The sequence below is a fragment of the Haloleucobacter ellipsoideus genome, from assembly GCF_052491725.1.
On sequence record NZ_JBQWAR010000017.1, the window covers coordinates 114,155 to 139,986 of the forward strand.

The 25,832-nt window shown below is 64.4% G+C and carries 20 protein-coding genes and 1 other RNA gene; 15 read left to right on the plus strand and 6 right to left on the minus strand.

Annotation, left to right across the window (positions count from 1 at the left end; translation table 11 throughout):
• Positions 1-467 precede the first annotated feature (467 nt).
• From ACT6QG_RS05815 to scpC, 3 genes are all read left to right on the plus strand, one after another.
• Positions 468-707, plus strand: coding sequence for a hypothetical protein (locus ACT6QG_RS05815; RefSeq protein WP_444976629.1), 240 nt, complete (start codon positions 468-470; stop codon positions 705-707).
• Positions 708-953: 246 nt separating this feature from the next.
• Positions 954-1,973: an extensin-like domain-containing protein gene (locus ACT6QG_RS05820; protein WP_444976630.1), complete on the plus strand. Its 1,020-nt coding sequence runs from the start codon at positions 954-956 to the stop codon at positions 1,971-1,973.
• 451 nt (positions 1,974-2,424) lie between these two features.
• Positions 2,425-3,936 carry a succinyl-CoA:acetate CoA-transferase ScpC gene (gene scpC, locus ACT6QG_RS05825; RefSeq protein WP_444976631.1) on the plus strand — a complete coding sequence of 504 codons (1,512 nt, stop codon included), beginning with the start codon at positions 2,425-2,427 and terminating at the stop codon, positions 3,934-3,936.
• Positions 3,937-4,097: 161 nt separating this feature from the next.
• On the opposite strand, the gene ACT6QG_RS05830 is transcribed toward scpC, so the two are convergent.
• Entirely contained in the window at positions 4,098-4,400 is a 303-nt protein-coding gene (locus ACT6QG_RS05830; protein ID WP_444976632.1) for a hypothetical protein, read from the minus strand.
• 209 nt (positions 4,401-4,609) lie between these two features.
• Between ACT6QG_RS05830 and ACT6QG_RS05835 the strand changes: the two genes are divergently transcribed.
• From ACT6QG_RS05835 to ACT6QG_RS05850, 4 genes are all read left to right on the plus strand, one after another.
• On the plus strand, positions 4,610-5,188 hold the full coding sequence (locus tag ACT6QG_RS05835; protein WP_444976633.1) for a cob(I)yrinic acid a,c-diamide adenosyltransferase: 579 nt from the start codon (positions 4,610-4,612) through the stop codon (positions 5,186-5,188).
• Positions 5,189-5,643: 455 nt separating this feature from the next.
• Positions 5,644-6,393 carry an electron transfer flavoprotein subunit beta/FixA family protein gene (locus ACT6QG_RS05840; RefSeq protein WP_444976634.1) on the plus strand — a complete coding sequence of 250 codons (750 nt, stop codon included), beginning with the start codon at positions 5,644-5,646 and terminating at the stop codon, positions 6,391-6,393.
• Complete coding sequence (locus ACT6QG_RS05845; protein WP_444976635.1) at positions 6,393-7,337, plus strand: electron transfer flavoprotein subunit alpha/FixB family protein; 945 nt, start codon at positions 6,393-6,395, stop codon at positions 7,335-7,337. The genes ACT6QG_RS05840 and ACT6QG_RS05845 overlap by 1 nt, the downstream gene beginning before the upstream one ends.
• Positions 7,338-7,430: 93 nt before the next feature.
• A complete protein-coding gene (locus ACT6QG_RS05850; RefSeq protein WP_444976636.1) occupies positions 7,431-8,312 on the plus strand; it encodes a 3-hydroxybutyryl-CoA dehydrogenase in 882 nt (293 codons plus the stop codon).
• A gap of 110 nt (positions 8,313-8,422) precedes the next feature.
• Here ACT6QG_RS05850 and ACT6QG_RS05855 read toward each other — a convergent pair whose 3' ends face one another.
• From ACT6QG_RS05855 to ACT6QG_RS05865, 3 genes are all read right to left on the minus strand, one after another.
• A complete protein-coding gene (locus ACT6QG_RS05855; RefSeq protein WP_444976637.1) occupies positions 8,423-9,220 on the minus strand; it encodes a class I SAM-dependent methyltransferase in 798 nt (265 codons plus the stop codon).
• A gap of 51 nt (positions 9,221-9,271) precedes the next feature.
• Positions 9,272-9,592, minus strand: a complete 321-nt coding sequence (gene sugE / locus ACT6QG_RS05860) for a quaternary ammonium compound efflux SMR transporter SugE (RefSeq protein WP_444976638.1) — start codon at positions 9,590-9,592, stop codon at positions 9,272-9,274.
• Positions 9,593-9,806: 214 nt separating this feature from the next.
• Positions 9,807-12,182 (minus strand): Tex family protein, encoded by a 2,376-nt coding sequence (locus tag ACT6QG_RS05865; protein ID WP_444976639.1) that lies wholly within the window; start codon positions 12,180-12,182, stop codon positions 9,807-9,809.
• A 150-nt stretch (positions 12,183-12,332) separates the two neighbouring features.
• Between ACT6QG_RS05865 and ffs the strand changes: the two genes are divergently transcribed.
• The 7 genes from ffs to proC all read left to right on the plus strand — a co-directional run bounded on the left by ffs (position 12,333) and on the right by proC (position 17,400).
• Positions 12,333-12,431, plus strand: an RNA gene (gene ffs / locus ACT6QG_RS05870) — signal recognition particle sRNA small type.
• 97 nt (positions 12,432-12,528) lie between these two features.
• Positions 12,529-12,747: a hypothetical protein gene (locus ACT6QG_RS05875; protein ID WP_444976640.1), complete on the plus strand. Its 219-nt coding sequence runs from the start codon at positions 12,529-12,531 to the stop codon at positions 12,745-12,747.
• A 45-nt stretch (positions 12,748-12,792) separates the two neighbouring features.
• Positions 12,793-14,754, plus strand: a complete 1,962-nt coding sequence (locus ACT6QG_RS05880) for a DNA polymerase III subunit gamma/tau (protein WP_444976641.1) — start codon at positions 12,793-12,795, stop codon at positions 14,752-14,754.
• Between the two features lie 35 nt (positions 14,755-14,789).
• Positions 14,790-15,113, plus strand: a complete 324-nt coding sequence (locus tag ACT6QG_RS05885) for a YbaB/EbfC family nucleoid-associated protein (RefSeq protein ID WP_444976642.1) — start codon at positions 14,790-14,792, stop codon at positions 15,111-15,113.
• 130 nt (positions 15,114-15,243) lie between these two features.
• Positions 15,244-15,537, plus strand: a complete 294-nt coding sequence (locus ACT6QG_RS05890) for an accessory factor UbiK family protein (RefSeq protein ID WP_444976643.1) — start codon at positions 15,244-15,246, stop codon at positions 15,535-15,537.
• Between the two features lie 288 nt (positions 15,538-15,825).
• The gene (locus tag ACT6QG_RS05895; protein WP_444976644.1) at positions 15,826-16,326 is read left to right on the plus strand and encodes a type III secretion system chaperone family protein; all 501 of its coding nucleotides are present in this window, start codon (positions 15,826-15,828) and stop codon (positions 16,324-16,326) included.
• 246 nt (positions 16,327-16,572) lie between these two features.
• On the plus strand, positions 16,573-17,400 hold the full coding sequence (gene proC / locus ACT6QG_RS05900) for a pyrroline-5-carboxylate reductase (RefSeq protein WP_444976645.1): 828 nt from the start codon (positions 16,573-16,575) through the stop codon (positions 17,398-17,400).
• A 123-nt stretch (positions 17,401-17,523) separates the two neighbouring features.
• On the opposite strand, the gene ACT6QG_RS05905 is transcribed toward proC, so the two are convergent.
• The gene (locus ACT6QG_RS05905; protein WP_444976892.1) at positions 17,524-17,775 is read right to left on the minus strand and encodes a GlsB/YeaQ/YmgE family stress response membrane protein; all 252 of its coding nucleotides are present in this window, start codon (positions 17,773-17,775) and stop codon (positions 17,524-17,526) included.
• A gap of 178 nt (positions 17,776-17,953) precedes the next feature.
• A complete protein-coding gene (locus ACT6QG_RS05910; RefSeq protein ID WP_444976646.1) occupies positions 17,954-22,858 on the minus strand; it encodes an NAD-glutamate dehydrogenase in 4,905 nt (1,634 codons plus the stop codon).
• A 520-nt stretch (positions 22,859-23,378) separates the two neighbouring features.
• Between ACT6QG_RS05910 and ACT6QG_RS05915 the strand changes: the two genes are divergently transcribed.
• On the plus strand, positions 23,379-25,793 hold the full coding sequence (locus ACT6QG_RS05915) for an FAD-dependent oxidoreductase (protein ID WP_444976647.1): 2,415 nt from the start codon (positions 23,379-23,381) through the stop codon (positions 25,791-25,793).
• Positions 25,794-25,832 lie beyond the last annotated feature (39 nt).

Genomic DNA, 25,832 nt, shown 5'->3' on the forward strand with positions numbered 1-25,832 from the left:
CGAGGCTCCCCGGATGGGGCTGGCGGTCCATCCGCAAGCTGTGGAGAATGCAATGCAGGACAAGGCAAATTCCGGCACCCGTCTGCAAACGGTACAGCCTTCTCCATGGGCGCGCCCTCTGGCATCCTCGCCCTGCGGGCTGGATCACATCGAAACCTCGCCCTGGGAATATGGCCCGGAATTTCTGTCCACGCTGGATCGCACCTTCGCGGTTCCCGCCGGAACCCCCGCGGGCGTACCTGCCGGAGGCTGTGACACGGCGGCCTCAACGCCCGCATGCCCGGCGGCCGAGCAGCCCGACGGGCCCATATGACCAGCTCACCTTTTCCATCCGGCAGGCATGATGCGCTTGAGGCGACGTGTCGTCCTTCCGGGTCTTGCATCATGGGCTGGAGGGTGCGACATCGGCCCCCATCTCCCTTTCCAGAGCATTTGGCCGGCGCCCCCCGGCGTGAGCAACGCTGAACATGAACAGACCCAACCCTTCCCCTGCCGCCATGAAACCTCCGCACCGACGCGATATTTCCGCCCGTCAGGACCTGCTGGGGCGTGAACTGCGTCAGCTTTTCGATGGATACAGCCAGGAGGAGGTTCCCGAGGATCTTCTGCGTCTGGCCGAGCAACTGGAAGGGGCTTTCAAGCGCCCTGAGAAGACCCCGCAGGCCGCCATATCCTCAGGGGCAGGGGCGCCTTCCAAGCCGGAGTAAGAGGTGTGGCCCGAACCTTTCAGGGGAGGGGGGCTTGCCGCCCGGCGAGCCTATAGGGGCACCACCGGCCCACCGGATATCTTCTTCCGATCATGATCACCACTGAACATCGTGCGCCCGCCCGCGAGGCGGGTGCCCCCTGCGCGCAGGCCTTGTTCGCGGCCTTGCGCCCGGAATGTCCGTACGCCCAGATTTCGCCACCATGCTTTAACGGCTTCGCAACGGGAGCGCCCGCACAGTGGGGGCATGATGCGTGGCATATCCTGGTATATCATCGCGCCCATTCTTGCTGTGGGCCTCTTGTCCGGCTGTCGGTTCGGCGACAATGGCCGCGCGGCCTGGCGCACCGAGGCCGAGGAGCAGTGCCTTGCGGAAAAGGGCGTCGTTCCCTCTGCCTTCATGGAGCCTCTGCCACGTATTGATGGCAAGGGGGCATGCGGCATGGTGCGTCCCTTCCGGGTTCATGCGCTGATGGGCGGCAATGTGGCGGTGGAGCCTGCTGCCCGCATGGCCTGCCCGGCCATTCGCGAGACGGATCGCTGGATGGCGGAAGTGGTGCAGCCGGCGGCGGAGGCATGGCTCGGCCAGCCCATCACCGCCGTCAAGCAGATGTCATCCTATTCCTGTCGCACCATGAACGGGCAGAAGGGCGCCAATATTTCCGAGCATGCCTTTGGCAATGCCCTGGATATCGGCGCATTCCGCACGGCGGACGGACGCTGGATCACGGTGAAGAACGGCTGGAAAGGCAAGCCGGAAGAGCAGGGCTTCCTGCGGCAGGTGCATGCCGGGGCCTGTGACATGTTCACAACCGTGCTTTCGCCCGGCTCGAACATCTATCACTATGATCATATCCATTTCGACCTGAAGCGGCATGCCAAGGGGCGCAGCTATTGCAATCCGAAGCCCCAGCGCGTTGCGGCGCCCATGGCGCCTCCGCCTCCCGCAATGCCGGCCCCGGTGCCGGTGAAGGCTGATCCTCCGCCCGTAATGCCGCCATACGCCCCGCCGGTTTATGATGAGCCCTATGCGCAGCCGCCCGCCCCGCCCATGCAGAGCCCGCCCGCGGATGGTCTGCCGCCCGGCTGGATGATGGGGCCGGAGGGGTATCCGGTTAGCGGTCCCATGTCCTATGCGCCGCAGGGGCAGCGCGGCTACGGGCCGTTTGAAACTGGCTCCATCAAGCCCCGTCGGGAATATTACATCACCCCGACACCCCAGCCCTCAACCATTCCTCTGCCGCGCGCCGAGCCGGGCGAGGACTGATCCTGCAAGACCAGAAGGCCCGCTCCGGCGGGCCTTTTGCTGTCTGCCCGGGGCTACATGTCACGTGCTGTTTTGCGGGCAGGATGGGCTGTCATGACAATTGCTTGTCATTGTGTGCCGCAGCAGATTCTTGCCGCAGGGCAGCATAATGCGCGGCGGAGGCGCTGACCTCTCCCCGACAGGGGCTCCATGCTGCGAGTGCAGCGCAAGACCCCCCTGCGCCCAGCGCGGGGCTGTGGCTGTTGCAGCAGCGGTTCCGTGGTGATGGGGCATCCTAAACAGCCCGTCTTCACAGAGGCTTATCTGATCCGGCCGGTCCCATTGCGCCATCCGGCCCGCCACTATGGCCGGAACGGAAATATACGTACATTGTCTTAAGTCGAATTCCGGGGTCCGGTTGCTCTCTCTATGGGGCAAGCGCATGTTGTTTGAGGACATACCGGGAGCAACCATGCCACAGGACCGTATCCGTCTCGCTTCCCTGCGGGACAAGATTGTCTCCGCCGAGGAGGCCGCCAGCCATATCAGGGATGGCATGATTGTGGGCATGAGTGGCTTCACCCGTGCCGGCGAGGCGAAGGCCGTGCCGATGGCGCTGGCCGCCCGCGCGAAGAATGAACCGCTCAAGATCACCCTCATCACCGGCGCATCGCTGGGCAATGATCTGGACAAGCAGATGGCCGAGGCCCATCTGCTCTCCCGCCGCATTCCCTTCCAGGCCGATCCGGCCCTGCGCAAGGCCATCAACACCGGCGAGGTGATGTTCGTTGACCAGCACCTGTCCGAGACGGTGGAGCATCTGCGCACCCATCAGCTCGGCCCGGTGGATGTGGCGGTGATCGAGGCCGTGGGCATCACCGCGTCAGGCGGCATCGTGCCCACCACCTCCGTTGGCAATTCGGCCACCTTCGCCATTCTGGCCGAGAAGGTGATTGTCGAGATCAACCTCAACCAGCCCATGGCGCTGGAGGGGCTGCACGATATCTATATTCCCACCCGTCGCCCCTTCCGCGAGCCCATTCCGGTGGTGACGCCGGAAAGCCGCGTGGGTCTGCCCTTCATTCCGGTTCCGGCCGAGAAGATCGCCGCCATCGTGGTGACGGAGAAGCTGGATTCCGCCTCCAATGTGCTGCCGCCCGATGCGGAAACGGCGGCCATTGCCTCCAATCTCATGGAGTTTCTCAAGCATGAGGTGAAGCATGGCCGGCTGACAGAACGGCTCCAGCCGCTTCAGGCCGGTATCGGCACCATTGCCAATGCGGTGATGCACGGCTTCATCGAAAGCCCATTCCATGACCTGACCATGTATTCGGAGGTGTTGCAGGATTCCACCTTCGACCTGTTCGATGCCGGAAAGATGAATTTCGCCTCCGGCTCCTCCATCACCTTGTCCAAGGCGAAGTATGAGCAGGTGGTGCCGAACATCAACACCTACAAGTCGCGTCTGGTGCTGCGCCCGCAGGAGATTTCCAACCACCCGGAAATCATCCGCCGCCTCGGTCTTATCGGCATCAATACGGCGCTTGAGTTCGATATCTATGGCAATGTGAACTCCACCCATGTCAGCGGCACGCACATGATGAACGGCATTGGCGGCTCGGGTGATTTTGCCCGCAACGCCTATCTGTCGGTTTTCGTCACCAAGTCCGTGGCGAAGGGCGGGGCCATTTCCTCGGTCGTGCCCATGGTGAGCCATGTGGACCATACCGAGCATGATGTGGACATTCTGGTGACCGAGGTGGGCCTTGCGGACCTGCGCACCCTTGCTCCCCGCGAGCGGGCGAAAGTCATCATCGCCAATTGCGTGCACCCCACCTTCCGTGACGAGATGCAGGACTATTTCGACCGCGCGCTTGCGCGCGGCGGACACACGCCGCATGTGCTGGAAGAAGCTTTCTCCTGGCACACCCGCGCGCGTGAAACCGGTTCGATGCACAAGGAAGAGATGCGCAAGATCGCCTGATCGAGCAGGTTGGAAAGAAGGCAAGGGGCCAGCCTGCGGGCTGGCCCCTTTTGCATTCCCGGTGTGTGCCGTCCCGGTGTGTACCGTGTCTTTCCGGCGGGCGCGCGCCCAATAAAAAAGCCGGCCCGATGGGCCGGCTGGTGCACTTTGCGGGGAAAAGCTCAGCGCCGCCCGGCGGAAGCCTTCACGGGCAGCAGTATCAGGCGGCGAATGCGCACGCGAGAGCCGCCGGTCGTGTCGTCGCGACCGTTCATCAGCATCACGGCAAAGCCCATCTGCACGCTGCCAAAGGTCACGGCAAGGCCCGCTGTCAGCAGTGCCACCGCCAGAATGCCATCAGGTGAGGTGCTGACAAGCGTGCCAAGGCGCGCCACATCCAGCGCCACCAGCACGCCGACAAAAGCCGCGGCAAGGGCGATGCCGATCAGGGCATGGGTCACCAGAAAACGGACGAGAGCAGGCATGGCCCTATCTCCTCTTTTCCGCCCGGCCGGAAAGCGGGGCGCCGACGGACTCACCAGGCCGCCTGTATTCAGGAGAACAAGATGGCACTCACCCGCGCCGGACGCAAGTGGAGAGGGGGATGTGCAGCATGTCATCTGGAGTGGCCCGCCAAAGAGTGCGATAAGCCGACAGGCCGCCAGCATCGGCGCAGTGATTCAATGAGGCTCCCATGGTGAAGCTCAACAAGATCTATACCCGCACGGGCGATAATGGCACCACGGGGCTTGGAACCGGTGCGCGGGTGAAGAAATATGATCTGCGCGTCGCGGCCTATGGCACGGTGGATGAAACAAATGCGGCGCTTGGCGTTGCCCGTCTCCATCTGGAAAACCGTTCCGCGCTCGATGTTATTCTGATGCGGGTGCAGAATGATCTTTTCGATCTCGGGGCAGATCTGTGCACGCCCCCCAAGCCGGATGAGGCTCCCGGCAGCGCGCTGCGGATCGTGGCTGCGCAGGTGCAGCAGCTGGAGCGCGATATTGATGCGCTGAATGCCGATCTGGCCCCGCTCACCTCCTTCATCCTGCCGGCCGGCTCTGCGGCGGCGGCCCATCTTCACCTCGCCCGCACCATCTGTCGCCGGGCGGAGCGTGAGATTGTGGAACTGTCCCATCTGGAAGAGGGCGCGGTGGGCGCGCCGGCCGTGCAATATATGAATCGTCTTTCAGACCTGCTGTTCGTGGCTGCGCGCATCGCCAACGACCATGGCCGGGCCGATATTCTCTGGGTTCCCGGCGCGAACCGCTGAGGGCGGGGCAATATGGCAGGGTTGTGGCGCGCGCAGGTGCAACCTTCCGCTCCCGCGCGCGTGCGACATTTTTGCCTCAGCAACCCTGTCCGGTCCATGAACGGGCTTCTTTTCAAGTCTTCCGTATTGTGGGGATATGCCCGTGCGGAATTGACGGTTCTGCGCGAGGAATATAGCTTCCCATTACGTTATGAACATCTCGCAAGGGTTGAGAGGTGACATGACGGCAGGATGCTGTTGGTATTTTTGATCAAGTCCAATGGTCCTGAACAAGGCCACCATCAAGTGGCGACTGCAGCGGGTTGCACTGCAAAAGGTGGCGTTGACACGGTTTGGAGCCACTTCTACGGTGCCGCTGCCAGATAAGCCGCAATGGTGGGAACGAACGGGTTTTTCGCGATTCGATGGCAGGCACTGATGCCTGAGGGCGGTCGCAAGACGGGGAGCAGGCGCTTATGAAGATTTTGGTGCCCGTGAAACGGGTGGTAGACTACAACGTCAAGGTCCGTGTGAAATCGGATGGGACCGGCGTCGAACTGGCCAATATCAAGATGTCGATGAACCCGTTCGATGAGATCGCGGTGGAAGAGGCGCTGCGCCTGAAGGAAGCCGGCAAGGCGACCGAGGTTGTGGCCGTCTCCATCGGCCCGGCCCAGGCCGCTGAAACGCTGCGGACCGCGCTGGCCATGGGTGCCGACCGCGCCATTCTCGTGAAGACGGATGACGTGGTGGAGCCGCTCGCGGTCGCCAAGATTCTCAAGGGCGTCGTTGGCGAGGAAGAGCCGGGTCTTGTCATTCTGGGCAAGCAGGCCATCGACGACGACTGCAACCAGACAGGCCAGATGCTCGCCGCACTGCTCGGCTGGGCGCAGGGCACCTTCGCCTCCAAGGTCGAGATCGAGGACGGCGCCGTGCAGGTGACCCGCGAGATCGACGGCGGCCTTCAGACCGTGAAGCTGAAGACGCCCGCCATCGTCACCACCGATCTGCGTCTCAATGAGCCGCGCTATGCTTCGCTGCCCAATATCATGAAGGCGAAGAAGAAGCCCCTCGCGGAGAAGGCTCCCGCGGATTACGGGGTTGATGTCGCGCCGCGTCTTCAGGTGCTGAAGACCGCCGAACCGGCTGGCCGCAAGGCTGGCGTGAAGGTGGGCTCGGTTGCCGAGCTGGTGTCGAAGCTCAAGGATGAGGCGGGAGTGCTCTGATGGCCACGTTGCTGCTTGCTGAACACGACAATTCTGCACTCAATGGCGTGACTGCAAAGGCGCTGACGGCAGCTGTTGCCCTGGGTGCGCCCGTGCATGTGCTGGTGGCGGGTGAAAATGCCCGCTCCGTCGCAGACGCCGCCGCCCGGCTTGCCGGTGTCGAGAAGGTGCTGCTGGCCGATAACGCCCTCTATGCGCACCAGCTCGCCGAGCCGCTGGCGGATCTGCTGGTGAAGCTCGCGCCCGGTTATGATGCCATCATCGCGCCCTCGACCTCGGTGAGCAAGAATGTGCTGCCGCGGGTCGCAGCTTTGCTCGACGTGATGCAGATTTCCGATATCATCAAGGTGGAAGGCCCGGATACGTTCGAGCGTCCCATCTATGCGGGCAATGCGGTGCAGACCGTGAAGTCCACGGATGCGAAGAAGATCATCACCGTGCGCACCGCCTCGTTCGCGGCTGCGGGCGAGGGTGGTTCGGCCGCGGTCGAGACCGTGGACGGGGCGGGCGATCCGGCCCTGTCCAGCTTTGTGGGGGAGGATATCGCGGCTTCCGACCGTCCGGAGCTGACCGCGGCGCGGATCATCGTTTCCGGTGGTCGCGCGGTTGGTTCGCGCGAGAAGTTCGCCGAGCTGATCGAGCCGCTGGCCGATGAACTCGGCGCTGCCGTGGGCGCCTCGCGCGCGGCGGTGGATGCCGGCTACGCCCCCAATGACTGGCAGGTTGGCCAGACAGGCAAGGTCGTGGCGCCGGAGCTGTATATCGCGCTCGGTATTTCCGGCGCCATCCAGCATCTGGCCGGCATGAAGGACTCGAAGGTCATCGTGGCCGTGAACAAGGACGAGGAAGCGCCGATCTTCCAGGTTGCCGATTATGGTCTGGTCGGTGACATCAATACTGTCGTACCGGAGCTGAAGGCGGAAATCGCCAAGCTCAAGGGCTGATAACGCTCCCGGCCGGGGAGCAGGCGTGCTGCCTCTTCCCGGCCTTGTCCGCATCCGGGCGCCGCTTCCGGCCCCAGGGAAAATGAGAGAAACATGCCGCTCGAGATCAAGAAGGTCGGAGTCATCGGCGCGGGGCAGATGGGCAATGGCATTGCCCATGTGTGCGCACTTGCCGGTTATGATGTAGCCCTTAACGATATCGATCCCGATCGCATCCGCGCCGGCATCGCCACGATCAATGGCAATATGTCGCGCCAGGTCGCCAAGGGTCTCGTCACCGATGAGGCCCGTCAGGTCGCAATCGACCGTATTGCCCCGGCAGATACGCTTGAGGCTCTGGAAAGCTGCGATCTGGTGATCGAGTCCGCCACCGAGCGCGAAGAGCTGAAGCGCAAGATTTTCACCAGCCTTTGCCCGGTCCTGCGGCCCGAGACCCTGCTGGCATCCAACACCTCCTCCATTTCCATCACCCGCCTCGCCGCCGGCACCGACCGGCCGGAACGCTTCATCGGCGTGCATTTCATGAACCCCGTTCCGATCATGGAACTGGTGGAGCTGGTGCGCGGCATTGCAACCGATGATGATACATTCGAGGCTGCAAAGACCTTCGTCTCCCGTCTGGGCAAGACCTATGCGGTGGCGGAAGATTTCCCGGCCTTCATCGTCAACCGCATCCTGCTGCCGATGGTGAATGAGGCGATCTATACGCTGTATGAAGGCGTTGGCTCGGTTGAATCCATCGACAAGGCCATGCGTCTGGGCGCCAATCATCCGATGGGGCCGCTCCAGCTTGCGGACTTTATCGGCCTTGATACCTGCCTTGCCATCATGCAGGTGCTGCATGAAGGGCTGGCGGATTCCAAGTATCGCCCATGCCCGCTTCTGGTGAAATATGTCGAGGCCGGCTGGCTGGGTCGCAAGACGAAGCGCGGTTTCTATGATTATCGCGGTGAAAAGCCGGTGCCGACCCGCTGAGGTCATGCGCCGGAGGCGGCCTTGCGGGGTCGCCTGCATCCGTTGGTTCATGGCGGGGCCGGGGCTGGCTCCGCCTTTTCTGTTTGTATCGCCCTCAGCATATCTTGCCCTCAGGTTTTGGGGCGTTCAGCCCTGACCAGCAACAGGAAGGCGGCAAGGTCGCGCCAGCGCCGAAAGCGCGGGGTCTGCGCGCAGGCTTCCTCTGAAGGGCGCGGCTCCTCCAGGGCGGTGATCCGAAATCCCGCAGCGATGATGCCATTGAGATAATCGCTCATGGTGCGTGGAAAGCGGGGCACGGCAAATGGCGTGATGCCCGGTTCCCGCGGCCGGTCCCCGAACCGCCAGTGCTCGGTAAAATGGGCGGGATCGAAATAGCGCGAGACGCACAGCCCGGTGGTCTGCCCGGCCTCATCCTTCCGCCAGCTTATGGAGGGGGTGATGAAGCAGGGATGCAGCACGCTGAAACACACAAAGCCGCCCGGCCGCACAAGGCGAAAGGCCTCCCGCATCGCGCCATTGAAGTCCGGCCCATCCATCAGCGCCATGGTGGAGACGACCCCATCAAGGCAGGCATCCGGCAGCGCGCTGCGATCGCTGTAGGATTGCGCGAAATATGTGATGCCGAGGGGCTCCTCCTCTTCCATGCGGCGGGCATGGGCGATCATTCTTTCGGAAACATCAAGGCCGCTCATCCGCGCGCCCAGACGGGCAAGGGCGCGCGTGTTCGTGCCTTCCCCGCAGCCGAAATCGATCAGCTCAAGGCCCCGGATCTCCGGCAGGAACGCCAGAAAGGCCGGGAAGGTGAAGGTATCACGATACACATCATAGCCGGCGCGGACATCATGGGTCCACTGGTCCGCATTCAGGTCCCACCGGGTGGCGACCTGCTGGTCCGTGCTGTCTGTCATGTTTCCGGTCCCGAAATGCCGGCATGGGAGGTGGCCCATGCCGGCAGATGATCAACTGGTGCTGGAAAGCTTCATCATCACCAGCCCGCTCACGATGAGGGCGGCGGCAATAATGCGGGAGAGACTCATGGTCTCCCCCAGAAAGGCGATGCCGACAATGAATGCCCCCACCGCGCCAATGCCGGTCCACACCGTATAGGCGGTGCCCAGCGGCAGGGTGCGCATGGACCATGAGAGCAGGCCAAAGCTCACCAGCATGGCGGCAAGAGTGATGAGGGTGGGCCACAGCCGGGTGAAACCCTCCGACTGCTTCATCGTGAAGGCCCAGATAACTTCAAAGATACCGGCAATAACAAGAACAAGCCACGCCATGGCAGCCTCCTGTTGCAAGCTGCCGGGTCGTCCCGGGCAATTGAAACCCCGACAGGGGGAGGCCGTCCTCTGGCTGGAAAATAATCAGCCGTATATTTCCGGTCAAGCACCCGTCGCGAGAGAATCTGGCGCCGGCGCGCATGGCCGGTGCGGGGAGGCAGCCTGAAGGGGCAGGCCATGCCCGGCAGGTGGCCGGGCATGGCACGGTTTGTCGCTATTTGTCCTTGCGGCGCATGGCATCCAGAAGGGCGGCACCGAAGGCACCCTGGCCGCCCTCATTGCCGCGCCCGCCCTGCGGGCCGCCCCTGTTTCCACCCTTGCCGGGCGGCGGGCTGCGGCGCGCATCCTGCCCGGAGGGGCTGGCGGAAGAGCGGGCGGCGCTGCGGCCATCGCCATCATCCTTGCGCATGGAAAGGGCAATGCGCTTGCGCTTGGCATCCACATCCACCACGCGCACCTTCACAACGTCTCCAGCCTTCACCACCTCGTGCGGGTCCTTCACGAAGCGGTCCGCCAATGCGGAGACGTGCACCAGCCCGTCCTGATGCACGCCAATATCCACGAAGGCGCCGAAGGCGGCCACGTTCGTCACCGTGCCCTCCAGCACCATGCCGGGCTTGAGATCGGAAATCTCGTTCACGCCCTCGGCGAAGCTGGCGGTCTTGAATTCCGGGCGCGGGTCGCGGCCGGGCTTTTCCAGCTCGGAGAGAATGTCGCGCACGGTGGGCAGGCCGAAGCGTTCGTCCACAAAGGCGCGCGGGTCCAGCGCCTTCAGCGCCACGGTGTCACCCATGAGAGAGCGCACATCGCGCCCGCAGGCGGAAACGATCTTCTTGGCAAGGTCATAGGCTTCCGGGTGCACGGCGGAGGCATCCAGCGGCTCCTTGCCATCGGGAATGCGCAGGAAGCCGGCGGCCAGCTCGAAGGTGCGCGGGCCAAGGCGGGCGACCTTCAGAAGCTCCTTGCGGGTCTTGAACGCCCCCACGGTGTTGCGATGCGCCACAATCGCTTCCGCAAGCGATGCCCCAAGCCCGGAAACCCGTGCGAGCAGGGAAGCGGAAGCGGTGTTCAGGTCCACGCCCACCGCATTCACCGCATCTTCCACCACCGCATCCAGCGCCTTGGCGAGGCGGGACTGATCCACATCATGCTGATACTGGCCGACGCCGATGGATTTCGGCTCGATCTTCACCAGTTCGGCCAGCGGGTCCTGCAGGCGGCGGGCGATGGAGACGGCCCCGCGCAGGGAGACGTCGATATCCGGCATCTCCGCTGCCGCCACGGCCGAGGCGGAATAGACGGATGCACCGGCCTCGCTCACCACCACCTTGATCGGCTTCCTGCCGGAGGGCAGCGGCGGCAGCACGGCGAGCAGTTCGGCGGTCAGCCTGTCGGTCTCGCGGCTGGCGGTGCCATTGCCGATGGCGATCAGCTCCACATTGTGCTTGCGGATGAGGCTTGCCAGAACGGCATTGGTGCCCGCCACATCATTGCGCGGCTGGAAGGGATAGACGGTGGCGGTTTCCAGCAGCTTGCCGGTGCCATCCACAATCGCCACCTTCACGCCGGTGCGGATGCCCGGGTCCAGCCCCATGGTGGCGCGTGCGCCGGCGGGAGCGGCCAGCAGCAGGTCCTTCAGGTTGCGGGCGAAGACATGGATGGCCTCTTCCTCGGCCCGCTCGCGCACCTCGCCCATCAGCTCCACGGAAAGATGCAGCGAGAGCTTCACCCGCCATGCCCAGCGCGCCACATCAAGAAGGAAGGCATCGGCCGGGCGGGGGTGGGTGAGGGCGACCTCATAAGCCTCCGCCACCATGCGCTCGGCAGGCTTCAGCGGAGTGGTGGCATCCGTGTCCAGTTCCAGATCAAGGGTGAGAATGTCCTCGTTCCGGCCGCGCAGCATGGCCAGCACGCGGTGGCTCGGGGCCTTGGCCCAGGGTTCGGCATGGTCGAAATAGTCCCGGAACTTCTCGCCGGCTTCCTCCTTGCCCTCCACCACGCGGGCATGGAGCACCGCATTGCCCTTCATATAGGTGCGCAGGCGGGCGAGCAGATCGGCATTTTCGGAGAAGGTTTCGGCCAGAATATCGCGCGCGCCATCCAGCGCGGTCTTTGTGTCCGCCACTTCGTCATTGAGATATTGCGCGGCAAGCTCTGCGGGCACCACGGAGCGGTCTGCCAATATGGTTTCGGCCAGCGGGGCAAGGCCACGCTCACGCGCAATCTGCGCCTTGGTGCGGCGCTTGGGCTTGTAGGGCAGGTAAAGGTCTTCCAGCTCCGCCTTGGTGGTGACGGTGGAAATCCTGCCCCGCAGCTCATCGGTGAGCTTGCCCTGTCCCTCGATGGAGGAGAGCACGGCGGCGCGGCGCGCTTCCAGCTCCCGCAGATAGGACAGGCGCTCTTCCAGCGTGCGCAACTGGGTGTCGTCCAGCCCGCCGGTCACTTCCTTGCGGTAGCGGGCGATGAAGGGAACAGTGGCGCCTTCATCCAGCAGCCCCACGGCGGCATTCACCTGTGCCGGGCGGGCATTGATCTCGCTGGCGATGAGACGGGCGATCGTTTCCATATCACCTTTCGCAGGGGCGGCCATGGCGGTTCCTTCTCGTGTGGAAGGCATGCCCATAACCCAGGCTTGCGGCGCTGTCACGGCGCCGGCATGGCGGACGGCGCGCATGTGGATGGCGCGGAAGGTGCGGGCGGGCCTCTTGCAAAGGCGGCATGGCGCTGCCATATAGCGCGTGGGAGGTTGGCGGTGGACGAGTCACTCGCCAACCGGGTCAGGTCCGGAAGGAAGCAGCCCCAACGAGACCGATCTCGGGTCTCTGTCCAGCCTCCCACCTTGCTCTTCCCTTGCAGCTTTGGCATGAGTTCTCCACGGTGATGCAGCCGCCTGCGCGCCGTGTCTGCGGCTGTTCGGCCGCCTGGAGAGAACCGCCATGTGGGTTGTCGTCATCATTCTGGTCAGCGCCCTTGCCGGCCCCGAAGTGCATGTGATGCGGGATGCCACCTACAAGGATGAGGCAGCCTGCAAGGCCGCCATCGCCCGCAATGTGCCCGCCAAGCTGGAGGCGCGTCCCCGTCAGGAGTTCGAGCAGGGCTTGCGCCAGTATGTGTGCGTGCGCGTGGGCGATGCCGACGTGCTGAAGGGGAAATGAGGCGCGGCACCTCGACGTGGGCGACATGGATGCTATGTAAAGCGCATGAGTGACAACACGCGCGAGACAGATCAGGCCAGCCCCGCCCCGGAACAGGACGGGCTGGAACCGGGTGAGGCGGGGCTGGATCTGGGCCTGCCGCCCGCGGCCCCGGCACAGCAATCCCCGCCGCCCGCTCCGCTGGCGGATGCGACGCCCCCTGCCGCACCGGCGGGGCAGGGCGGAACGCCCGGGGCCTATCGCGTTCTGGCGCGCAAATATCGCCCGCAGAATTTCGATGATCTCATCGGGCAGGAGGCGATGGTGCGCACCCTGTCCAACGCCTTTGCCACGGGGCGTATTGCACAGGCCTATATCCTCACCGGCGTTCGCGGCGTGGGCAAGACGACCACCGCCCGCATTCTCGCCCGCGCGCTGAACTATGAGCCGATGGACGGTTCCCCCGGCGGGCCGAGCCTCGATCTTTCCGTGCCCGGCAAGCATTGCCGCGACATCATCGAATCCCGCCATGTGGACGTGATGGAGATGGACGCCGCGTCCAACACCTCCATCAACGATATTCGCGAGATCATCGAGAGTGCGCGCTATCGCCCGGTGCTGGCGCGCTACAAGGTCTATATCATCGACGAGGTGCACATGCTCTCCACGGCGGCCTTCAACGGGCTGCTGAAGACTCTGGAAGAGCCGCCGGAGCATGTGAAATTCATTTTCGCCACGACCGAGATCCGCAAGGTGCCGGTCACCGTGCTCTCCCGTTGCCAGCGGTTCGATCTGCGGCGCGTGGAGGCGGGGGAGCTGGCCACGCATCTGGCCAATATCTGCCGGCAGGAACATGTCAGCGTGGAGGATGAGGCGCTCTCCGTCATCGCCCGCGCGGCCGAGGGCTCCGTGCGTGATTCCCTCTCCCTGCTGGATCAGGCCATCGCCCATGGCGGCGGCACGGTCAGCGCGGAAGAGGTGCGCCGCCTGCTGGGCCTTGCTGACAAGGGCCGTGTGATCGACCTGTTCGAGGCGCTGATGAGGGGCGACATGCCCCGCGCCTTGGCGGAGTTTCGCGACCAGTATGACGCGGGCGCCGATCCGGCCGTCATCCTGACAGACCTTGCCGATTTCACCCATCTGGCCACCCGCCTCAAGATCGTGCCCGAAACGGCGCAGGATGCAGCCCTTGTCGAGGTGGAGCGCACGCGTGGGCTGGCCATGGCGCAGGGGCTTTCCATGCGGGTGCTCTCCCGCGCATGGCAGATGCTGGTGAAGGGCATCAGTGAGGTGCAGCAGGCGCCCAAGCCCGCCCAGGCGGCGGAAATGGTGCTGGTGCGCCTTGCCTATGCGGCGGACCTGCCGACCCCGGATGAGGCCCTGCGGCAGATGCGGGATATGCCCGCTGGCGGATCAGCGCCCGCACCATCCTCCGGCCCGGCCGGCGGGGGTGGCGCGCGGCTGGCGCTGGCTTCCGGCTCGGGCGGGGCGGTGCATGCGGTTTCAGCCCAGCCGTCCAGCGCCCGGCCTGCCCAGAGCGCGCCTGTCATGTCCCATCCGGCGCCCGCCGGGCTGCCGGCTGATGCCCCCCGGCTCACCTGCCTTGCCGATGTGGTGGCCCTGGCTTCCGCCAAACGGGATCTGTCCCTGAAGCATGCGCTGGAATTCGCCATGCGCCCGGTCAGCTTCGAGCAGGGACGGATCGAGGTTTCCCTGGTGCAGGGCTCCAGCGCCCAGTCGCTTCAGGATCTCTCGCGCAAGCTCACCGAATGGACCGGACAGCGCTGGCTGGTCTCGCTGTCCTCGAAGGAGGGCGGGCAGACCATTGCCGAGAAGAAGGCCGCCCTTCAGGCCGAGCGGGAAGAGGGCATCAAGGCGCACCCGCTGGTGGCCGCCGTGCTGGCGCGTTTTCCCGGGGCTCAGGTGGTGGATGTGCGCGTGAATGAAGATATGGCGCATGAAGCCCTCGCACCGGCCGAGGATGATGCCTATATGGACGGCAATGCGGACGATGATCCCGATTTCTGACCCGATACACCCCGCCACGAAGGAGCATTGAGACCATGCGCGATCTGATGGGCATGATGAAGCAGGCGAAGGAGCTTCAGGAGCGCATGCAGCAGATGCAGGCGGAACTGGAGAATACCGAGGTGGAGGGATCTTCCGGTGCGGGGCTGGTGCAGGTGCGCCTGACCGCGAAGGGCGAGTGCAGGTCCGTGCGTATCGACCCCTCCCTCGTGAAGCCGGAAGAGGTGGAGATTCTCGAGGATCTTCTCGTCGCCGCCCTTGCCGATGCCCGTGCCAAGTCCGAGCGGGTGATGCAGGAAAAGATGCAGGCGGTCACCGGTGGGCTCTCCCTGCCGCCGGGACTTGGCAAGCTGTTCTGATTTTTTTGCGGGAAGACAGGCCGTGGAACAGGGGAGAAGAGGGCCACAGTGCCGCATCTCCCTTGCATCTGTCGCAGTGTAAGGCCATTTTCCCGCAGCATATGGCGCATGTCGCCGGGTGGAGATTGCCATGACCCAGACCACGGGCCGCATTTTTGACGAGATGGCTCGTCTCATGAACGATGCCGCGGGTGTCGCCCAGGGGGTTCGCCGTGAGGCTGAAACCGTCATGCGCACCCAGGTGGAGCGTTTCCTGCGGGATATGGACCTTGTGAAACGTGAAGAGTTTGACGCCGTGAAGGATATGGCCGCAGCCGCGCGTGAGGAAAACGAGCGTCTGGCCGCCCGTCTGGCCGAGCTTGAGGCAAGGCTGGGCGCTGCCCCCGCCGCCCCGGCTCAGGATGACGGCGCCTCCCGGTCCTGACGGCTGGTTCCGGCGGAAGGGAAAAGGCGCCGCCGTATGGCTCTGCCGCGCGCAGTGCTGTGCATGCTGGCGCAGGAGTGACGGAAACGTCACCTGTGCTTTCCCATTTCCCCGCTATACTGTGTATGTGGCGATTCGGAACCGGTTCGTCGTGTCACGGGCGCGACGGGGTGAAGCCTCGCCTGAGCGGGTCGTTATGTACGGGGCGTTTCGCCCGTGCTCCATTTCCCGTTTTCGGGCCAAGTGCGACCTTCTCTGTCGCGTTCCTCAAACCGTGAGGTCGAGGCCATGTCTCTCATCGACATCGAAGCCGAAGCACCGGCGAACCCCGTGGATCTTCTCGAACAGCTCGCCGCCGTGCGGGACTGGTCGTTCGAGCGGTCCGGCGAAGATGAGATCACCCTCTCTCTGGCGTGCCGCTGGACCGATTGCCATGTCTCGTTCCAGTGGATGGACGAGCTGGAAGCCCTGCATCTGGCCTGCGCCTTCGATTTCAAGGTGCCGGACAACCGCCGCACCGAAGTGCTGAGCCTGCTGGCGCTCATCAATGAGCAGATGTGGCTGGGGCATTTCGACATGTGGTCGCAGGAAGGTGTCATCATGTTCCGCCATGCCCTTGTGCTGGCGGGCGGCGCCACCGCTTCCGACCGGCAGTGCGATGCGATTCTCGATGCCGCCATGGATGCGGTGGAGCGCTATTATCCCGCCTTCCAGTTCGTGGTGTGGGCCGGAAAGAGCGCGCGCGAAGCCATGGATGCGGCATCGTTCGATACAATCGGCGAAGCCTGAGGCGGACTTGATCCGCCCTCGGCGCGGATGATGGAACAGGATGCGCATGCGGGGCCGACGTGCTCCGGCGCAGGGTTCGTCTTTTCGACGGGATGTTCTCCGCCCCGCCCGGTCCAGTTTTGCGCCGGGCGATTTTTGCGTTGTTTTCCCCTTTTCCGCGCCTGATTCCTGACTTTCCCATACATAATGCGCTACGAGCATGCGGTGGGCGGCAGGTGCCCGGCATGGCAAGCATGAGGGATGAAGATGGCGCTGAACGAGCTTTCCGGGCCTGTGGTGCTGATGGGTGCAGGCAAGATGGGCGGAGCCATGCTGGCTGGCTGGCTGGATCTGGGCCTGCCTGCGCAGAAGGCTGTTGTGCTGGACCCCCATCTTTCTGCCGAGGGCGCAGAAGCCCTGAGGCAGCGTGGTGTGCGGGTGAACCCGGATTTTTCCGCTCTTGAGACCCCATCCGTCATCGTGCTGGCGGTCAAGCCGCAGGTCGCGGCCGAGGCCTTGCCGGCCATTCGCCAGAATGTGGGGCCGGGCACGCTTGTGGTTTCCATCATGGCCGGCCGGCCGCTGGCCTTTCTGGAATCCCACTTCGCTCCGGGCACCGCCATTGTGCGCGTGATGCCCAATACGCCGGCGGCTATCGGGCAGGGGGTCAGCGTTGCGGTGGGCAATCAGGCCGCCACGGCGCCGGTGCGGGAACTGGCCACGGCCCTGCTGGGTGCCGTTGGCAGTGCCGAATGGGTGGATGATGAGGCCCTGATTGATGCCGTGACAGCCGTTTCCGGCTCCGGCCCGGCCTATGTCTTCCTGCTGGCCGAGGCCATGGCGCAGGCCGGCGTGAAGGCGGGGCTTCCGGCAGATCTTGCCGCGCGCATTGCCCGTGCAACCGTTTCCGGTTCCGGCGCATTGCTGGCCCAATCGGATCTGGATGCCGCAACCTTGCGCCAGAATGTGACATCTCCCGGCGGCACCACGGCTGCGGCCCTTGCGGTGCTGATGGATGAAGAAAAGGGCTTTGGCCCATTGCTGGAAGAGGCGATAGAGGCCGCGGCCCGGCGCAGCCGGGAGCTGGCGGGCTGAAAAAGCTGAAAAAAGGCGCAGGCGCGGCCGGTTTGTCCGGGCCGCGCCTGATTGTTCACCTGATTTCCATACCGTCCGGCGGCATTCGGGATGCTGTGCTGCCCCGCCTTGGCCGCCCGGGCGCTATCCTCTGACGGCTCTTGCACCGCCAATCAGGATACATGCGCCGACAATGCCCGCGATCAGGTAGCCGACCCAGCCCGCAAAACTCACACCCAGCATGCCGAACAGGAAATTGGCGATGGCTGCGCCAATAATGCCCAGAATGATGTTTGCGAAGATGCCGGTATTGCTCTTCATGAAGCCGGATGCGATCCAGCCTGCGAGGCCGCCGATGATGATGGCCGCGATCCAGCCAATCTGAGCGTCTTCCATCATACCCCTCTTCATGTGCCGCACTGAAGTGCAGGATATTGAAACAACGCCTGAACCGCGTTCCGGTTCCCGTATCTGTTGAGGAAGAGAGCCTGTCCATCAGAGGGCAGGCAGCAAAATGGCCGGGGCATGCCATGCCCCGGCCTGCTGTGTCTCGGCGCGCTGCTGTGGCGGAGTTCTACTGGTGCACCAGATCTCCCAGCAGGCTGGCCGCCAGCGTCACCTTGGACAGGGAAAGGCCGGAGGCGACGATATTGCGGATGGTGCCATGCATCCGCTCCACTTCATCGCGGTGTGCCTCCACATAGCTTTCCAGCCCGCGCTGGCCGCTCAGGCCATCTGCCAGCACCTGCCCGCAGATGCGCCGCAGCCCGGTTTCAAGCTGGGACATGGCCCGGTCCAGCGCCAGCCGGTCATAATAGTCCTGCGCGGAAATCGAGCGGACCTGACGCACAATGTCATCCGCCCCGAAATAGCGGCCCACGGCGAAGAATGTGCGGGCGACATCGGGGAGAGGGCGGCCGGTGATATGGGCCAGATGGGCAATATCGGCCGCCGCCGAAAGGGCCTGAACCGAGGCGATGCGGCGGGCAAGATCCTCCGGCACCTGTGCGGCCACCAGTTCGGCAATGCGCGCCTCCCGCTCGGCCTGCCAATGGGCGGGCAGACTGTCATCCAGCGCGGTCATCACGGCGCTGATGCTGGCGCGATACCGCTTCACCACCGCCTCAATGCCCTCGGCAAAGGAGACATTGCTCAGGAACCACAGGATGCGGCCCACGGCCACATCCTGAATGGTGGCATAGAGCGAGAGCTGCACCGCGCCGCTCACCTTGTTGTCCAGCGCATCGATGGCGGCCTTCAGGGCCGGCAGGTCATAGCTGTCGCGCACGGCGGCAAAGGCGCGGGCCAGCGCGGCGGCATCGGCCCCCGTCTGGTCGGAAATGCGCACGAAGCTGGCCGGCCCGCACAGATTGACGATGGCATTGGACAGGCCGGTCGCGATGATTTCACGCTTCAGGCGATGGGTGGCGATGGCCTGCGGGAAGCGCTCGCGCAGTTCCGGCGGGAAATAGGTGGTCAGCTCATGGGCCAGATAGGGATCATCCGGCACGCTGGAGGCCACCAGCGCATCATGCAGGGTGAGCTTGGCATAGGCCAGCAGCACTGCCAGCTCCGGCCGGGTGAGATGCTCGTTGCGGGCGCGCCGGTCGGCAATCTCGATATCCGAGGGCAGAACCTCCACGGTCCGGTTCAGAGCGCCTTCCGCCTCCAGAACCTGCATCATGCGCTGCTGGAAGGGCAGGTCATCCGCCCCCTGCCTGTCCGCCAGCGAGAGCGCGAGGGTCTGGAGATAGTTGTTCCGCAGAACCAGCTCCGCCACCTCATCCGTCATCTGCCGGAGCAGAGTGGCGCGTTCGGTGGGGGTGATTTCACCCTGCTCCAGCGGATGGGCCAGGGCGATCTTGATATTCACCTCCACGTCGGAGGTGTTGACGCCGGCGGAATTGTCGATCGCATCGGTATTGAGGCGGATGCCGCGACGGGCAGCCTCGATGCGCCCGCGCTGGGTCATGCCCAGATTGGCGCCTTCGCCGACCACGCGGGCATTGAGATCGCTACCGGTGATGCGGATGGCGTCATTGGCCCGGTCCCCCACCTGCGCATCGCTCTCCGCGCTGCCGCGGATATAGGTGCCGATGCCGCCGAAGAAGAGCAGGTCCACCGGCGCTTTCAGGATGGCGGAGATCAGCTCGTTCGGCGTGGTCTTGTCGCGGTTGAAGCGCAGGGCCGCCTGTATCTGCGGCGAGAGGGTGATGCTCTTGGCATCGCGCGGGAAAACGCCGCCCCCTTCCGAGATCAGCGCCGGGTCATAATCGGCCCAGGAGGAGCGGGGCAGGTTGAACAGGCGCACACGCTCGGCATGGGCGCGGGCGGGTTCGGGCTCCGGGTCGAGGAAAATATGGCGATGGTCGAACGCCGCCACCAGCTTCAGCGCCGGTGAAAGCATCATGCCATTGCCGAACACATCGCCCGACATGTCGCCCACACCGGCCACGGTCACCGGCGTGGTCTGGATGTCGATATCCATTTCACGGAAGTGGCGCTTCACCGCCTCCCATGCCCCGCGGGCGGTGATGCCCATGGCCTTGTGGTCATACCCCACCGAGCCGCCGGAGGCGAAGGCATCATCCAGCCAGAAGCCATGGCGATGGGAAAGGGCATTGGCGGTATCGGAGAAGGTGGCCGTGCCCTTGTCGGCGGCCACCACCAGATAGGGGTCGTCTCCATCCAGCCGCACGGTATCGGCCGGGTGGATGACCGCGCCATCCTTCAGATTGTCGGCCAGATCCAGCAGGGCGGAAATGAACACCTCATAGGCTGCCCGGCCTTCCGCCTGCACCGCCTCGCGCGGGCCACCGGCGGGCAGTTGCTTGGGAACGAAGCCGCCCTTCGCGCCCACGGGCACGATGACGGCATTCTTCACCTGCTGCGCCTTCACAAGCCCCAGCACCTCGGTGCGGAAGTCCTGCGGACGGTCGGACCAGCGCAGGCCACCGCGCGCCACCTTGCCAAAGCGCAGATGCACGCCCTCCACGCGGGGAGAATAGACGAACACCTCATAGAGCGGACGCGGCAGGGGCAGCCCGTCCACCTTCGCGCTTTCAAACTTGATGGCGATGGAGCCGCGTGGCTGCCCATCCTGCTCCTTCTGGTAGAAGCTGGTGCGCAGGGCCGCATCCACCAGATTGATGAAATGACGCAGGATACGGTCGTCATCCAGGCTGGAGACGGCGGCCAGCTCCTGTTCCAGCTCGGCGCGAAGCGGCTCCTCCCGGGCGGTGCGGGCGGCCTCGTCGGTGTCCAGAGCGGGATCGAAACGGGCCTTGAACAGGGAGACGATGATGCGGGTGAGCTGCTCGTGCCGGCCCAGCACCCGCCACAGATAATCCTGCGAGAAGGGGATGCCGACCTGTTGCAGATAGCGCCCCAGCGTGCGCACGAGCGCGGCTTCGCGCCAGTCCAGCCCGGCATCCAGCACCAGGGCGTTGAAGCCGTCATCTTCCGCCGCCCCGCGCAGAACGGCGTTCAGGCAGTCCTCCAGCCGCTCGGCCGCGCCGGAGACGGAGATGGGCTCGCCATCCGCCCGCTCCAGTGTCATGTCATGCAGCCAGCAGCGCTCCATATCGGCCGGGGAAAGGCGATAGGTACGCTCATTGATGGCCTTGAGCCCCATATTCTCCAGCATCGGCACGCGGGAGGAGAGGGGAAGCGGCGCGCCATAGGACAGCAGGCGCAGGGAAATGCGGTTTTCCGCATCACTCTCGCGCCGGTAGAAATCGAGCGCGACCGGCCGCTCCGGGCTCAGCCGTTCCATCCGGCTGATATCATCCAGCGCTGTTTCCACATCGAAGGCGGTGCGGTATCCGGCCCCGAAGGCATCGGCATAACGATGCTGGAGAGCGCTGTGTCCTTCCCGGCTGTGGCCTTCTGTGGTGACGATGGCCTGGTAGAGCTGGTCCCGCCAGGACAGGGTGGCCGCACCCACTTCCGTTTCCAGCGCGGCCCGGCTCACGGTGGGCATGTGGCCGGAATGGCGGCCGATGATGACATGCACCCGCACCAGCGGCACGCCGGTGAGAAAGGTCTCGGTGATCGAGTTCACGCGCCCGTCAAACGCTTCCGCCAGCCGCTCGCCGATACGGGTACGGACGGAATTGTCGAACCGGTCGTGCGGCACATAGACAAGGGCGGAGATGAACCGGTCGAACTGGTCGCGGCGCAGCAGCAGGCGCACGCGGGGGCGATCATAAAGCGAGAGAATGTCCCGGGCATGGGCGAGCAGCGTGTCCGGATCGATCTGGAAGAGATCGTCGCGCGGATAGGTTTCCAGCACGGTGGAGAGCGCGCGGGCGGAATGGCTTTCCGGCTCCAGCCCGGCGGCGGTGATCACCGCATCCGCCTTCAGCCGCAGATAGGGGATCTGCCGCACGGAATGGGTATAGGCGCTGGAGGTGAGCAGGCCGATGACATGCACCTCTCCGGTCAGGCGGCCCTGCTCATCATGGGTCTTGATGCCCACATAATCCATCGTGTCGCGCCGGTGCACGCGTGCGCGCAGGCTCGCCTTGGTGAAGAGGATGGGCTGGGAGGAGGCCAGAAAGGCGCGGATCTCAGGCGTGGTGATGACCGGAATGTCGCCCAGCCGCAGCTCATGCACCGCCGGGTCCCGCAGCACGCCAAGGCCGCTGGCGGGCAGCTCATGCAGGCCGCCATCCTCTGAAAGGTCGTAATGGCGCAGGCCAAGGAAGATGAAATTGTCCGCCGCCAGCCATGAGAGCAGGTCGGCCGCCTCCTGCGCCTGTGCGCCGCTCACCCCGTTGCGCCCCTGCCTGTAGCTGTCCGCCATGGCCAGCACCTGGCGGCGCATGCTCTGGAAGTCCTCATTGGCGGCGCGCACATCCGCCAGCGTTTCGGCGATCTCGCCACGCAGCTGCGCCCCCTCGGCCGGGCTGATGGCGGGAATGTGCAGGTGGATCAGGCTTTCGCGCCGTCCTTTCGCCCCGTCACGGCCGGAGGCATCCAGCCCCTTGACGCGGCCCTGAAGGTCCCGTTCCACATGCAGGATGGGGTGGGTGGCCAGCTTCAGCTCGAGACCGCGGGCCGCCACCGCGCCCACCACGGAATCGAACAGGAACGCCATGTCATCATTCACCGCCTCAATGATGGTGATGGGCGTATCCGGGGAATCCGGCGTGAGTGGCGGATTATAGAGGCGCACATCGCTGGTGCCGGCGCGGCGTGTGGAGACATGCTCCCAGGCCCGGCGGGTGAGGTCCGCCAGAAAGGCGGGGGTGAGGGGCAGGATATCCTCGGGCGCCATGTCGGACAGGAAGGCGCGGGTGAAGGTCTCCGGCACATGCAGGCTGGAAGAGCCGCCGCCCGCGATTCGCTCCTGGGTCTGCTCTATGCGCTTTTGCGCATTGAGGCGCACTTCGGCCTCGTGAAAGCCGTTCGTATCCATCCCGTCTCTCCCCTGCGCATCGGGCGCAGCCCCATTGTCGTCAGCCGGTTCACGCATGCTGGCGGGCCGACTCTCCCTCCATGGCGCGACGCCCGGATGACGCAGAGCCAACTCATGTCAGCCTGATCGAACTCTAAGGGAAAGCAAGAAAAAGACAAAAATATAGTCGTGCACAAAATGAATGTGCACATATGTGGAATATCTCAAGACTGAAGGGGGAAAGAAGGCGGGCGACAAAATCTTCGGTGCCTGCGAGAAAGGCACCTGCTGCACTGCAAAAATGCGCGCGGATGCTTGTTTGGGCACCATTCGCGGTGGTCAATCCGCCCTGCCAATCCCTCTTCCCTTCGCACCCGCGTGGCTTTCCGGGGCCGGGCGCAGCATCCATGCGGGGCGGAAAGTGCTTTTGTGTCGCTGCCACCAAAGGATGCAGAATGGTAAACTGTGGTGGTAGAGTGACGCTGCTCTGAAGCGGAGCCGCATTTGCGCAAAAAGCTTCATCTGCGCAGGGTATCGGTAGAGCAGGGCAGACCGCCCGCACGGCGGCCTGATCATGCGTGAAAGCAGGGAGAGCCTCATGACGGACAAACCGGCCGACGCGCCTGAAGGGGCAGAGGCGTTGCCTGCCCCCCGCACTGCCGAGGACACGCCGCAGGGCCTTCCGGCGCCGTCCATGTCGCCCAGGCTGAAGATGGGGCAGGTGCGCCATGCCGATTATCTGTTGCTTGGCGGGGGAATGGCCAGCGCCGCGGCCGCGGCCACATTGAGGCAGGAGGGGGCGGAGGGCTCCATTCTGCTGGTTTCCTCGGAGCATCTGCCGCCCTACCATCATCCCGCCTTGTCCAAGCAGGTGCTGCTGGGGCTGGAGGAGGCGGACCGCATCTTCATCCATCCCCCCGGTTTCTACGCGGAAAACAGGATCGATCTGGCTTTGGGCGAGCGGGTGGTGGCGGTGGATTCCGCCCGCCATGTGGTGACAACGCTGGGCGGCGGGCAGATCACCTATGGCCAGCTCCTGATCGCCACCGGCGCGACACCCAAGCCGCTGAAGGTGCCGGGCTCACATCTGCCGGGCGTGTTCACGCTTCGCCACATGACGGATGCCCGCGCCATCCGCGCCGCCATTCCCGATGCGCATCGCGCCACTGTGCTGGGCGGCAGCTTTCTGGGCATGGAGATTGCCATGGCCCTGCTGGATGTGGGGCTTGAGGTCACCATCATCGAGCAGGGAGACCTGCTGCTGCGCCATCTGGAAGCGCCGCGCCTTTCGGAATATTTCTGCCGTTATGCCCGCGAGCGGGGCGCCACCGTTCTGCTGAACGAGACGGTGAAGGCGCTGCATGGCGGAGACCGGCTTGAGGAGGTGGAAACCACCTCCGGCGCGCGCATTCCCTGTGACCTGATGGTGGCCAGCATTGGCGTGACCCCGGCGACCGCCTTTCTGGACAATAGCGGCATTGCGCTGGAGAACGGATATGTGGTGGTGGATGCCCTGCTGCGCACAAGCGCGCCGGATGTCTTCGCCGCAGGCGATGTCACCACCTTTTATGATCCCGTTTTCGCCCATCATCGCCATATCGAGCACTGGGACAATGCGCTGAAGCAGGGCCGGCTGGCCGCCCGCAACATGCTGGGCCGGCGCATGCCCTATGATGAGGTCTCCTACTTCTTCTGCGAGGTGGGCGATATCGGCTTCAATGTGCTGGGGCTGACCGAGGGGGCGGACAACTGGATCTCTCGCGGGAAGCTGGATGACGGCTCCTACGCCATGTTCTACCTCAAGGGCGATGTGCCCCGGGCTCTGTTCTCGGTTGGCCGCCCGCCTGATGAGACGCGGGTGACGGAGGGACTCATCCGCCATCGCGTGGGGCTGGGCCCCATCAAGGACAAGCTGCACGAGAGCGCCTATGTGCTGAAGCAGATTCCCACACAGACCGCGCTGATCCTTCAGGGCGGCGGGGCGATGGGAGCTTTCGAGTGCGGCGTGGTGCGGGCGCTGGAGGAAGATGGCATCTTCCCCGATATTGTCGCCGGCGTTTCCATCGGCGCGCTGAACGGGGCCATCATCGCCGCCCATCCGCGCCATGCCACCGAGGCGCTCTCCAGCTTCTGGGCCGATCTCACCGTGAATACGCCCCTGCTGCCCCTGGCGGATATGCGGCGCTTTCTGGCGGCCATGCGGGTCATCACCTGTGGTGTGCCGAATTTCTTCACCCCGCGCTGGCTGCTGCCGCAACTGGGCCCGGCCATGTGGCCCGCCAACTGGACGAGCTTCTACGATACCTCCCCGATGAAGGCGCTGCTGGAGCGCTATGTGGATTTCAAGGCGCTCAAGACCAGCCCGGTGCGCCTGCTGGTGAGCGCGGTCGATGTCACCAAGGCCACGCTGAGCGTGTTCGACAGCTATGTGGATGACCTGACAGCAGACCATCTGCTGGCCAGCGGCAGCCTGCCGCCGGGCTTTCCGTGGACGGAAATCAACGGGCGGGCCTATTGGGACGGGGGCATCATTTCCAACTCGCCTCTGGACATGGTGCTGGAGCGCTGCGGCTCCCATGGTAAGAGGGTCTTCATTGTGGACCTGTTTTCCGGCCACCGGCCACTGCCGGAAAACATGCTGGAAGTGATGGCCAGACGCGACGAGATCGTCTTCGCCGAGCGGGTGCATAATGACCTTTTGCACCGGGAGAAGGTGGAGAACTATCGCCGGATGATCGACTATCTGATGGGCCGGATGGCCCCTGCCGAACGGGCCCGGACCGAGCGCCTGCCCATCTATATCCAGCTCATGGGAGATGGTGCCTCCACCACCATCACACGCTTCGTGCGACAGGGCCTGCCGGGGGAGCATGCCACCAAGGATTATGACTTCTCCGACATCGCAATTCGGGCAAATCAGGAGGAGGGATATGCAGTTGCACGTCGCGCCCTGGTGCATCCGGCCGAGGAGAAGGCCCATGTCGCAGCACCTCACCCTATGACAGGAAGTTGATCGGAACCTTTCCAAAGGTACCTTGTTGATGCCCGGGGT

Excerpts from the sequence above, each read along its gene's own strand:
- ACT6QG_RS05815 (WP_444976629.1), top strand. The coding sequence starts at position 468 with ATGAACAGACCCAACCCTTCCCCTGCCGCCATGAAACCTCCGCACCGA.
- ACT6QG_RS05820 (WP_444976630.1), top strand. The coding sequence starts at position 954 with ATGATGCGTGGCATATCCTGGTATATCATCGCGCCCATTCTTGCTGTG.
- scpC (WP_444976631.1), top strand. The coding sequence starts at position 2,425 with ATGCCACAGGACCGTATCCGTCTCGCTTCCCTGCGGGACAAGATTGTC.
- ACT6QG_RS05830 (WP_444976632.1), bottom strand. The coding sequence starts at position 4,400 with ATGCCTGCTCTCGTCCGTTTTCTGGTGACCCATGCCCTGATCGGCATC.
- ACT6QG_RS05835 (WP_444976633.1), top strand. The coding sequence starts at position 4,610 with ATGGTGAAGCTCAACAAGATCTATACCCGCACGGGCGATAATGGCACC.
- ACT6QG_RS05840 (WP_444976634.1), top strand. The coding sequence starts at position 5,644 with ATGAAGATTTTGGTGCCCGTGAAACGGGTGGTAGACTACAACGTCAAG.
- ACT6QG_RS05845 (WP_444976635.1), top strand. The coding sequence starts at position 6,393 with ATGGCCACGTTGCTGCTTGCTGAACACGACAATTCTGCACTCAATGGC.
- ACT6QG_RS05850 (WP_444976636.1), top strand. The coding sequence starts at position 7,431 with ATGCCGCTCGAGATCAAGAAGGTCGGAGTCATCGGCGCGGGGCAGATG.
- ACT6QG_RS05855 (WP_444976637.1), bottom strand. The coding sequence starts at position 9,220 with ATGACAGACAGCACGGACCAGCAGGTCGCCACCCGGTGGGACCTGAAT.
- sugE (WP_444976638.1), bottom strand. The coding sequence starts at position 9,592 with ATGGCGTGGCTTGTTCTTGTTATTGCCGGTATCTTTGAAGTTATCTGG.
- ACT6QG_RS05865 (WP_444976639.1), bottom strand. The coding sequence starts at position 12,182 with ATGGCCGCCCCTGCGAAAGGTGATATGGAAACGATCGCCCGTCTCATC.
- ACT6QG_RS05875 (WP_444976640.1), top strand. The coding sequence starts at position 12,529 with ATGTGGGTTGTCGTCATCATTCTGGTCAGCGCCCTTGCCGGCCCCGAA.
- ACT6QG_RS05880 (WP_444976641.1), top strand. The coding sequence starts at position 12,793 with ATGAGTGACAACACGCGCGAGACAGATCAGGCCAGCCCCGCCCCGGAA.
- ACT6QG_RS05885 (WP_444976642.1), top strand. The coding sequence starts at position 14,790 with ATGCGCGATCTGATGGGCATGATGAAGCAGGCGAAGGAGCTTCAGGAG.
- ACT6QG_RS05890 (WP_444976643.1), top strand. The coding sequence starts at position 15,244 with ATGACCCAGACCACGGGCCGCATTTTTGACGAGATGGCTCGTCTCATG.
- ACT6QG_RS05895 (WP_444976644.1), top strand. The coding sequence starts at position 15,826 with ATGTCTCTCATCGACATCGAAGCCGAAGCACCGGCGAACCCCGTGGAT.
- proC (WP_444976645.1), top strand. The coding sequence starts at position 16,573 with ATGGCGCTGAACGAGCTTTCCGGGCCTGTGGTGCTGATGGGTGCAGGC.
- ACT6QG_RS05905 (WP_444976892.1), bottom strand. The coding sequence starts at position 17,775 with ATGGAAGACGCTCAGATTGGCTGGATCGCGGCCATCATCATCGGCGGC.
- ACT6QG_RS05910 (WP_444976646.1), bottom strand. The coding sequence starts at position 22,858 with ATGCGTGAACCGGCTGACGACAATGGGGCTGCGCCCGATGCGCAGGGG.
- ACT6QG_RS05915 (WP_444976647.1), top strand. The coding sequence starts at position 23,379 with ATGACGGACAAACCGGCCGACGCGCCTGAAGGGGCAGAGGCGTTGCCT.